Annotated in this window: 7 protein-coding genes; 3 read left to right on the top strand and 4 right to left on the bottom strand. The window is 63.2% G+C overall.

Translation table 11 applies throughout. The features are described from left to right. Positions 1-165: 165 nt before the first annotated feature. The 3 genes from FGL98_RS21270 to FGL98_RS21260 form a co-directional block, all read right to left on the bottom strand. The gene (locus FGL98_RS21270; protein ID WP_146320288.1) at positions 166-1,269 is read right to left on the bottom strand and encodes a glycosyltransferase family 4 protein; all 1,104 of its coding nucleotides are present in this window, start codon (positions 1,267-1,269) and stop codon (positions 166-168) included. A gap of 110 nt (positions 1,270-1,379) precedes the next feature. Then, positions 1,380-2,195, bottom strand: coding sequence for a phosphatase PAP2 family protein (locus FGL98_RS21265; protein ID WP_146320286.1), 816 nt, complete (start codon positions 2,193-2,195; stop codon positions 1,380-1,382). 37 nt (positions 2,196-2,232) lie between these two features. Next, complete coding sequence (locus FGL98_RS21260; protein ID WP_281289200.1) at positions 2,233-3,723, bottom strand: flippase; 1,491 nt, start codon at positions 3,721-3,723, stop codon at positions 2,233-2,235. 236 nt (positions 3,724-3,959) lie between these two features. On the opposite strand from FGL98_RS21260, the gene FGL98_RS21255 reads away from it, so the two are divergent. The 3 genes from FGL98_RS21255 to FGL98_RS21245 all read left to right on the top strand — a co-directional run bounded on the left by FGL98_RS21255 (position 3,960) and on the right by FGL98_RS21245 (position 7,415). Next, entirely contained in the window at positions 3,960-5,156 is a 1,197-nt protein-coding gene (locus FGL98_RS21255) for a DUF1972 domain-containing protein (protein ID WP_342779992.1), read from the top strand. A gap of 414 nt (positions 5,157-5,570) precedes the next feature. Then, the gene (locus FGL98_RS21250; protein ID WP_146320280.1) at positions 5,571-6,614 is read left to right on the top strand and encodes a hypothetical protein; all 1,044 of its coding nucleotides are present in this window, start codon (positions 5,571-5,573) and stop codon (positions 6,612-6,614) included. 87 nt (positions 6,615-6,701) lie between these two features. Beyond that, on the top strand, positions 6,702-7,415 hold the full coding sequence (locus FGL98_RS21245; RefSeq protein WP_146320278.1) for an arsenate reductase/protein-tyrosine-phosphatase family protein: 714 nt from the start codon (positions 6,702-6,704) through the stop codon (positions 7,413-7,415). 389 nt (positions 7,416-7,804) lie between these two features. On the opposite strand, the gene FGL98_RS21240 is transcribed toward FGL98_RS21245, so the two are convergent. Continuing rightward, positions 7,805-9,400, bottom strand: a complete 1,596-nt coding sequence (locus tag FGL98_RS21240; protein ID WP_186526299.1) for a tyrosine-protein kinase domain-containing protein — start codon at positions 9,398-9,400, stop codon at positions 7,805-7,807. Between the last annotated feature and the right edge of the window lie 40 nt (positions 9,401-9,440).

Here is a 9,440-nt window from a genome sequence, read left to right as displayed (position 1 = left end):
TCGCGGCGAACTGGTCCCAGATCGGTTCGATGATGGAAGATGCCACGGCAGGCACAAGCCCTCCCGGTGACGTTGGGCGAGTCTCGACAACCCGTCTTCTACCGAGGCTTGTGCCTGCACCACATCACGACACGCCGATCACACCGTGCCTATCCGCGGAACCTCTTAGTTGAGTTGCGATCCGAATACTGCTTGGCGCCATTCGTCACGCAACCGACCGATCGTGAAGCGGTCCTCGAAGGTGCGACGCGCTGCGATGCCGGCGGTCGTGACCTGAGGCCGGCTGAGCGTCAAGAGCACTCGTGCCAATGCATCCGCATCTCCGACCGGAAAGAGCCAGCCATTCTCCGCGTGGGTCACGATCTCGAGAAGCCCACCGGCCGCGCTTGCGATGACTGGACGCGCGCGCGCGAAGGCTTCGATGGCGACCAGGCCGAACGGTTCCGGCCGATCAGATGGTACGAGGACCACATCGGCGTCCGTCAGGTAGGAGGAGCTGTCGTCGACCTCGCCCACCAGCGTCACGGAATCCGGTCGATCAAGTTCGGCGACGAGGCGCGGTACGTCCACCCGATCGCCGCTGGGCGGTGGCCCGCCAAGGATTATCAGGCGACCCGGTGAATCCGCCAGATCCCACGCACGCAGAAGGGTCGGATAGCCCTTCCACCCGTTCCATCGACTTGCGATCACGAAGGTCAGCGATCCGCTGTGATCGGTCAGTGGCACGACCTCGCGTGGTGCCTCAGTTGCGTTCAGCAGCGCCGTCGTCCGTGACTGCAGACGAGCGGGAAGCGACACGCGCACGGCCTGGGAGATGACGAGCAACTCGTGGCACGCGGTCGCGAGCGCGCCGAGAACGGCGCGGTCCGCTCGGCTCCAGATTTCCTGGACGTGGCCGAATACCCGCGGCACTCCTGCGAGTCGGGCGACGGGTGCGCAGAGAAACGCTGCGCTTGTCGTGCAGTACACGCTGTGCGGGTCTGCTCGGCGCAGCTCGCGGCGCAGCGACTCCGCTCGTCGGGTCAGTCCCACGAGCCCGGATGGAGTCTGGTAGGCGCGCCGCATAATCGGGAGGTCAACGTGACGGACCGTGCGCCCGTCCGCATGAAGGCGTTCGCAAAGCGGCCGCGCGGGATGCTTGAGGTCCGTGGGTAGCCATACTTCCGCGTCCGTCCCGGGTGGGAGGGCAACGAGGAGCTCCAGGAGGATGCGATCGGCGCCGTACAGCTCGTCGGACGAGTGCAGGAAGATCATGCGCTGTTGATGCATGGTGACGATGCTCTCCAGATTGTTCGGATGTGCCCGCTGCGGGCACCGGTGGGACCGGCAGCAGGTCTCAGATCACTGTGAGAGGTACTCCCCGAGTGCCAGGCTGCAGGTTAGATGAGGCGGTCGCGAGGGACGATCCGTTCATCCGGAGCCCGACCGCTGTCTATGTCACCGGCGTCGCTCGCCGCAGGCTTGTTGCGCAGCCTGGGGGATGAGGCGCGCCACATGATCACGACGGTGCCGATGCGTTCGAGCACAAGGCCAAGGAGCAGCCCGCCGACGATATCGGCCAGCAGGTGCCGTGCCAGGAAGAGCCGCGTGGTGAGTTGAATGAGCACGAGGACGGCACCCAACGTGGCAATGCGCGCCTTCCCGGCGGGATCCTTCGGGTTCCAGAGGTGGCTTGTCAGCAGAAAGACTGCGTACAGCCGAGCGACTGAGCCGGAGGGGATCGTCCCTGTCCCGCCAATGACGAGGTTCGCTGTCACCTGGTGGACGGTGATGTCGTGGAACGCTTTTGTCATGCCTGCCTGGATCAGTAGTTCGACCAGGACCGCGAGCGGGATCAGTACAGCGAGGGGGTTCTGTCGCTGCCGGTAGACGATCAGGGCGAGAGCGGACGCGATGAGCAGGCTCGGTATCGCGTCTCCCATTGTCGTCACGACATTCATGATTCCGGTTAGTGCGGCGCCGCGCGACTTGTCCAACTTGGCGATCACGTGACCATCCGCCGCCGCTACGGCATGCACCCGCCAGATCAGCGCGAGCGCGATCAGTAGCACTCCGCTCGCCACGGCCGTGATCAGCCTTCTGGGCACCGAACTGAAGCGTCGCCCAAAACCTCGTTCTGTCGACAGGTCGACGGCGCAGAGGAGAGCGGCCACGCTGAGCACGAGCACGATGAACCAGACTGTGGACTGGACCATGGATTCTCACTTTCCGAGGGTTGCCAATGATGAGGGGTCAAGCTCTCCGGACGAGTCCCGTGACGAGGGACTTGTCCTCCTGGTCGAGTCCAAATGTGAGTTGGCAGATGAGGTAGACGACAGCAATGGCAATGACGCCCAGCACGACCTGCTCCATCTGGCCCGGTACAGCAAGCCGGATGGCGAGTCCAGCCGCGGCGGCGGCCGCAGCAGCCGCCAACGATCTGACGGTGCTTACACCGAAGGGCATGGCGTGCAGGATCACCCGAAGCTCAATCACCCGAGCCAGGTTCACCAGCGTCAAGGAGAGCGACCACGCGACTGCGGCGCCGATGATGCCGTGACGCGGAATGAGCCAGAGGTTGAGGGCAATGTTGAGCACAAGTACCGCCACGTTGTTGATCGTATTGAGACCCACCTTGCCCCCCATGTTGAGCAGTGTGCCGCACGGTCCGGTACCGGCGTTCACGAGCTGACCGATCGACAGGATGACGGTCACCGCGGCGCCCACGCCGTAGCCGGTCCCAAAGATCTGCAACAGCTCACCGGGAAAGATGATCAGCAGAACGAAGGCGGGCAGTGACAGCCGAAGGATCCAGGTTGTCGCCGCCGTGTAAATATGGTTGAGGGAATCGAGTTGCTGGCGGTGAAGCAGGTGCGCGAACTGCGGAGCGAATGCAGCGTTGATCGGGACCATCACGAATACGGCAAGGTTGACCAGACGGGTGGACACGTTGTAAATGCCAACAGAGTCGGTCGTGCTCATGGCTCCGAGCATGAGCACATCGGCCCAGATGAGTCCGACCGACGCAAGGCCGGTGCCGAGGCTGATCGTCGAGAAGTTGAAGATCGCTCCGGCCCTGAAGACTGGCGTCGCAGGAGGTGTCTGCCGTACACGTCGTAGCAGAATAGTGGCGGCCAGCAGGGCTGCGGTCCACGCGCCGATGGGGATGGCTACGAACGCTCCGTGGATGCCAAGACCCAGGGCGAGTGCGAGCACAGTCAGGACGAGGCGGGTCAGTGGCTCGTAGATCCAGGTGATGACCGCAAAGGCTCGTTGTGTTCGCCAGCCTTGGACGGCCGCGAGGCAGGCATCACGGATCGTCGCTGCTGGCAGCGCCAGCGCGACCAGTCTCAGGTCGCCGGCGAACGAGGGGTCGTGCAGCAGGCTCGCGATTGGCGCTGCGAAGATGGCGACTCCGATGGCGAGCCCCGTGGACAGCCCGACGCTGAAGCCCACGCCAAGGCGGATCGTGCCACGCAGGCGCCCGTAGTCTGAGTCCGCCAGGTGCGTCGCGACGAATCGGGTGAGTGTCATCTGGAATCCGAAGAGCCCGACGATGCCGACGATGGCCAACACGGCGAGACCAAGGGCGTACTCACCGAGAGCGGTCTTGCCGAGGAACCGGGCAATGACAGCAGTCGTCACAAGCAGGGCGCCCTGATTACAGACGGCTCCAACGATGTTGACGCTTCCACCCCGCGCGGCTCCCCTAAGCGACGCCGATGCTGGAGGCGTGGCGGGCACAGTCGTGGCGGGCACAGTGGTGTCCGGAGCTGACTGCGGATCAGCGACCGGGGCAACCTCGGATCCACGCCCGGGCTGAGAGTCGAGCGTCGGCACAGGTTGACTCTACCGAGTCGGATTGCGATCTACAGAAGTTCTGTAGAGTTATTCATGACAACCATCGCGTGGCAACTAACCCTCAAATCGAGAAGGCGCGACTTGGTTTGATTCAGTGCGTCGAGGTGGGGAGGAAGTTCATGGGTGGGTCAGCAAGTGAATGCATGGCGCCCCAGCCGTTGCGGATCGCGATGATCGGAACTCGTGGAGTGCCTGCGACCTATGGTGGCTTTGAGACGGCAGTCGAAGAGGTTGGTCGGCGGCTCGCCGCACGTGGGCATACCGTGACGGTCTACTGCCGTTCTCGGAAGGGCGACCCACGGCCGGAGCGGTACGCGGGAATGCAACTCGTGTACTTCCCCGCGGCTCGGCGGCGTTCGCTGGAAACGCTTAGTCACACAGGGCTCTCTGTGGCGCATGTGCTGCGGCACCGGGGTCATGACGTCGCCCTCGTGTTCAACGCGGCGAACTCGGTGTTCCTGCCCTTGCTGCGGCTTCGCCAAGTGCCGACCGCCACGCACGTCGACGGGCTGGAATGGCGGCGGGGCAAATGGGGACCGGCCGGAAAGAAGTACTATCGGTCCGCAGAATCAATGGCGGTGCGCTGGTCGGACGCACTGATCGCGGACGCCAAGGGGATTGCCACGTACTACATCGACGAATTTGGCGCGACGACCGAGCAGATCGCCTACGGGGCGCCGATCCTCCGTCACTCGCAGATGACTCGCCTCGAGGAACTTGGCTGTGAGCCGCGAGCTTACCATCTGGTCGTCGCGCGGTTTGAGCCGGAAAACCATGTCGACCTCGCTATCGAGGGCTATCTGAGAAGCAGCGCGACCCATCCACTGGTTGTCGTTGGCTCCACGCCGTATCCGGCTGAATATGACACCCGGGTTCGCGAGTTGGCGGCGCGCTCGGATCGGGTACGGCTGATCGGTGGGGTCTGGGACCAAGACCTGCTCGACGTGCTTTATGCAAACTCGCTGACCTACGTGCATGGGCACTCAGTGGGCGGCACGAACCCATCACTGCTGCGTGCTATGGGAGCCGCCGCCCCCGTTGTCGCCTACGACGTAAGCTTCAACCGGGACGTACTCGGCCCTGCCGGCCTACTCTTTCGAGACGCGGACGGCCTTGCTGCTCACCTGGTCGCAGCGGAGGCCAATTCCGAGGAGTTTGCCGCACGCGGCCAAGTGCTGCAGCAGCGGGCGGCATCAGAGTACACATGGGACGCTGTGGCCGAGCAGTACGAGCAGTTGTCCCTCAAACTGGCAAACGGCGAAAGCCAACGTGGCCGCTTCGACGGCCGTCGGCGGTCGGCGTCACAATGGGACTAGCGGTTGCGACACAACAGTCTGCAGGAGACGAATGTGGCACATCGGGGCGGTCGGGTCATCGGGACGCTCGCCGTTATTGCGGTCGCACTCTCGGCGGCAAGTTGTAGCGACCGGCCAACCACCACGAATCAGATCGTGACTGCCAGCACGGCCCTTCGCTATTCGGGTGTCCCAAGACCTATTGCGCCAGACTTCATAGGCGTCAATGCTGAAGGCATCAGCGCGGACGCGTCTGGCTATGTCTGGAGAGATCCCGGCTTCACGCGCGCGGTCTCGTCTCTTCGCGCAGGAAACCTTCGCCTCTTCGGTGGCACCAGTGCCAACCTCTGGAACTGGAGGCAGGGTCGACTGGTTCGGTCCAGCGCGACTGGTGGTGGCGGATACGTGGCTGGGCACCCTGAGGTTCCGATAACGTTGCCGCAGTTCATCGGGATGACGAAGGCGGCCGGAGCGACGGGTCTGTTCGATCTTAACCTGGTCAGTTCGACTCTGGGGGACCAGTTGGCCATGCTGCATGCAGCGCAAGCAGATGGTTTACCCGTGAAGCGCGTTGAGCTGGGCAATGAACTGTGGGCGTGGCAGTACCGAGGTTTATTCGCCGACGGTGCAGTCTACGCGAGGGTGGCAAACACGTGGATCGCGACGCTGCACCGCGAATTTCCAGGTGTGGAGATCGCCGTGCCCGTTAACGACCCCACTTCGGCCAAGGGGCCACGCGGAAAGCTCTGGAACAAGGAGTTATTCGCAACCATTCGTGGTGCGGATGCGGCCGCACTTCACGTCTACCTACAGGCGGCAGACTCCACGCCAGCGGAGGTCGCGACCGCACCCCTAACTCAGTGGAGCGCCGCGCTCAGGCGGATTACGCCAAGTTTGCCAACAAACATTCCGATCTGGGTCACTGAGTGGAATTACACGCCGGCAGAGGCTCAACAGCCATTGCCTTGGGCTCGGGCAATCGGCGGGGCAGAACTCGCCGTCCGCATGGTCGAGGATCCGCGGGTCGATCTCGCCGACTTCCATGACCTTGTGGGGTTTGTCGGCTCGAGCTACGCGGCGATCCGGGCAATTTCGACAAATGGTTCCTCGGCTGGGCCGTTCCGCTACTACTTGACGGCGGCGGGCAGGATGCTGCAGCTGCTCGTGGGCACGCTGAGCGGTTGTCAGTCGGTACAGGCTGTAGGCACATCGTCGGTGACACGTCATGCCACGGCACCTCAACTGGTAGGCGTTGCCTGTCGTGAACCGGCGCCGGTGCGCGTCATGGTGATCAATCCGACGTCGAAGTCTGTCCTTGTCAACACCACCGCAATCGTCGGGCGGGCGACTCACGTCGTGACGAGCGTCTCGACGATTGCGACCAGCAGTTCGGATGCCGCTCCCGCCGGCGTCCGGGCGAGGTCGTCAGGTGGAGTGGTTCGTGTCCCTCCATGGGGTCTTCTCACCCTGGAAAGCTGAACACCTATAAGCAAGTTCCCAGGGACCCTCTAGGTTGCTGCATTAGACTCGCCCAATCGGGCCAGACATGAAAGGGGGCCGAAGTCGGTGTCATTCACTGTGCTGTTTGTATGTGCGGCTGACGTCTGTCGATCTCCCACAGCAGCGGTCCTGCTACGGCATGCCGTTCGCGACCACGCATTCGGCGACATCGTTATTGCGTCTAGCAGCGCGGCTCGCGCATCGAAAGGGAACCAGCGTTGTGCGCTGGCCGCCAAGCAGGTTGGCGCACGTGGTGCCGACGCTTCCCCGATGTTGCAGGGAGCCCCACATGCGATTCAGTTGGCGGATATCGAGGAGGCCAACCTGGTCCTCGCTGCGGACCGCAGCATAGCTGCGGACGTGCTGCGCCTTGCCCCGCGGCAACGGTCGCGGGTGTTCACCATCCGAGAGGGCGCTGCGCTTGCCGCCGCCGTTGTCTCGGAGCTAAGGCATCACAGCCTGCGGGGAAGTGCACGGCATCTTGCGCGATCGGATGATCCGGAGGCTAGCCTCTCATGGCTGGTGGATGAGATGGACGCTGCGCGGGGGAAGTTTGCGGTGCCTGCGCCGCACCGGCGTCTGGGGCTGCATGTTCGACAGGACCGGACGAAGGCGGCAGGATCGGGGTCGGGATACGACGTCCCGGATGTCCACCAGGATGGCCGTCGACAGCACCGGTGGATGGTCGACCTGCTCGCCGATGCAACGTCGCAACTGAGTGATGCGATGGTGCAGGTCAGCGGGAATGCGCATGGCTCGGCAGTTCCAGCTGACCAGTAGTCGAGCCTGCGCCCCTTGGTGACGAGCCGTTGTGGGCTCGGACCGGGTCTTCTAGTTCGAACTTGTACCGTGTCGAGATCCTGACGCCGTCCGGATCTCGACACGGTACAAGTCGGTCGCGACCTTCGAAGGGTCGGGTCGCCTGCTGGGTTCGCCGCCGACCATCGTGCGGCTGAGTCGCTGGGTGAGCGGTTGTGGGTCGATCTCGATGTGGTCGCCGTCGCCGAGTTGGCTTCGACGACCCCCGGGGGCTGGCCGGGATCCGGCACACAGCCCGGCTACCCGCATCGATGTCGTGCGGGAGCAAGACTGGCGTCATCGACACTGGTGTGACGGCCGTAGATGGCACATCCGCGGTCGCCGTTCCACCGCAGACGCGGGTCAAGATGTTAGCCCTCGCGCTGTCCGGCCGCCGGCGCCAGGTTAGCGGGGTCGAGTTCGTCGTCATCGATGAGTTTCGCGCTAGCCTCCGTGGCGGTCGGATTGCTCGCGTTGTCAAGTGCTCGGCGTCCGCGTGCCACCGACGCCCTGGTGAGAGAGGTCTGCTCAACAGCACCTTCGTGGTGGCGTTGACCATAATCGTATCGCTCCTGGCCGCGCTTCACCTTCACTCCCGTGATGACGGTGCCGACCAGATGAACATGGGCGTTCTGCAGTCGCTCGATCGCTTCGGACACGCTGTCACGATGAGTCTGTCCCTGGCGCACCACCAGAACGGCACCGTCGGACGCCGCACTCAGCACCGCTGCATCGCTGACAGGCAACACCGGGGGCGCATCGATGATCACGACGTCAAAACGCTCGCGCAGTTGGGCAAGGATATCCTGAACGGCGAGTGAACCAAGCAATTGGCTCGGGTCCGGAGGGGTTGTGCCGGCAGGTAGAACTGTGATCTGACTACGATTCCACGGGACGAGAACCTCGTCCAGCAGGTACTGACCGGTGACGACGTTGGTCAGGCCGACGGCGCCATTGAGCCCAAAGTAGCTCGCCGCCTTCGGTAGTCGAAGGTCCCCTTCGACGAGGCATACCTTGCTCGGGCCCTGCGCGAGGGCCAGGGCAAGATTGCATGCCGTCACAGTCTTGCCCTCGTTGCTCAAAGCGGAGGTGATGACGATTTGCTTTGGTGGGTTGTCCACATCGACGAATTGAAGGTTGGTGCGAATCGTGCGGAACGATTCCACCGCGATCGAATCGTGCCGTAGTGCGACGAGCGGTTGCTCGGCGATCGACGCCTCGTAGGGGACTTCGCCAAGTGGCGCAACGCCACTGAGCCTCTGCAGATCCTCGCTGGAGTGCACGGATGTGTCGAAGTGGTCGCGGAGTAGGGCAACGCTCGCACCGATCGTAAGTCCAAGGATCAAACCAAGTGCGATGTTCAACGACGGACGCGGAGACACGGGCGCGGTCGGGGTGGTCGCCTTCAGTGCGTTAGTGACCGAAACCGGTGAACTGCCGCCCTGACGGGGCTTCTCGACGCTCTCGATAGACTTCGCCAACTGAGTTGACACCGCGTCCGCAATCGACGACGCCTGTTTTGGACTCGAACTGGTGGCCGTTACGACGATGAGGACGGTGCTCGTAGGATTGGTCGCGGTCACTTCTGCTGCAAGCGCGGGTACCGTTGTCTTCAGGTGAAGTTGATCGATCACCGGCTGAAGCACGGACGGGCTGTGCACAAGTGCGGTGTAAGACGGCACATTGTTCAAGGTGAACTGTGAGTTCTGGTAAAGGGAGTCGGGTTGGTTACCCGCCGCCGAGGCGCTCACAAAATTCGTCGCCGCCGCCGAATACACGCGGGGCATCAGTAGCGTGATCCCCGCTCCAGCGAGGACGCCGAGCACCACAAAGTTCACAACGGTAAGCCAGCGGTTACGCAGGATCCGCATGTAATACGTCAACGTCATGTTGTGTTTTCTCCCACTCAGAATGCCGTGGGTGGATTCTCGGCGAGGAGCATGTTCGGCACTCGGCTCATCTGTCATCCACCCCTCCCTTAGCCAACCTCTTGCGACGATGCCGCGG

Source organism: Leekyejoonella antrihumi, assembly GCF_007845645.1.
In the GTDB taxonomy this organism is placed as follows: Bacteria; Actinomycetota; Actinomycetes; order Actinomycetales; family Dermatophilaceae; genus Leekyejoonella; species Leekyejoonella antrihumi.
This window is presented reverse-complemented; position numbering and strand designations above follow the sequence as displayed.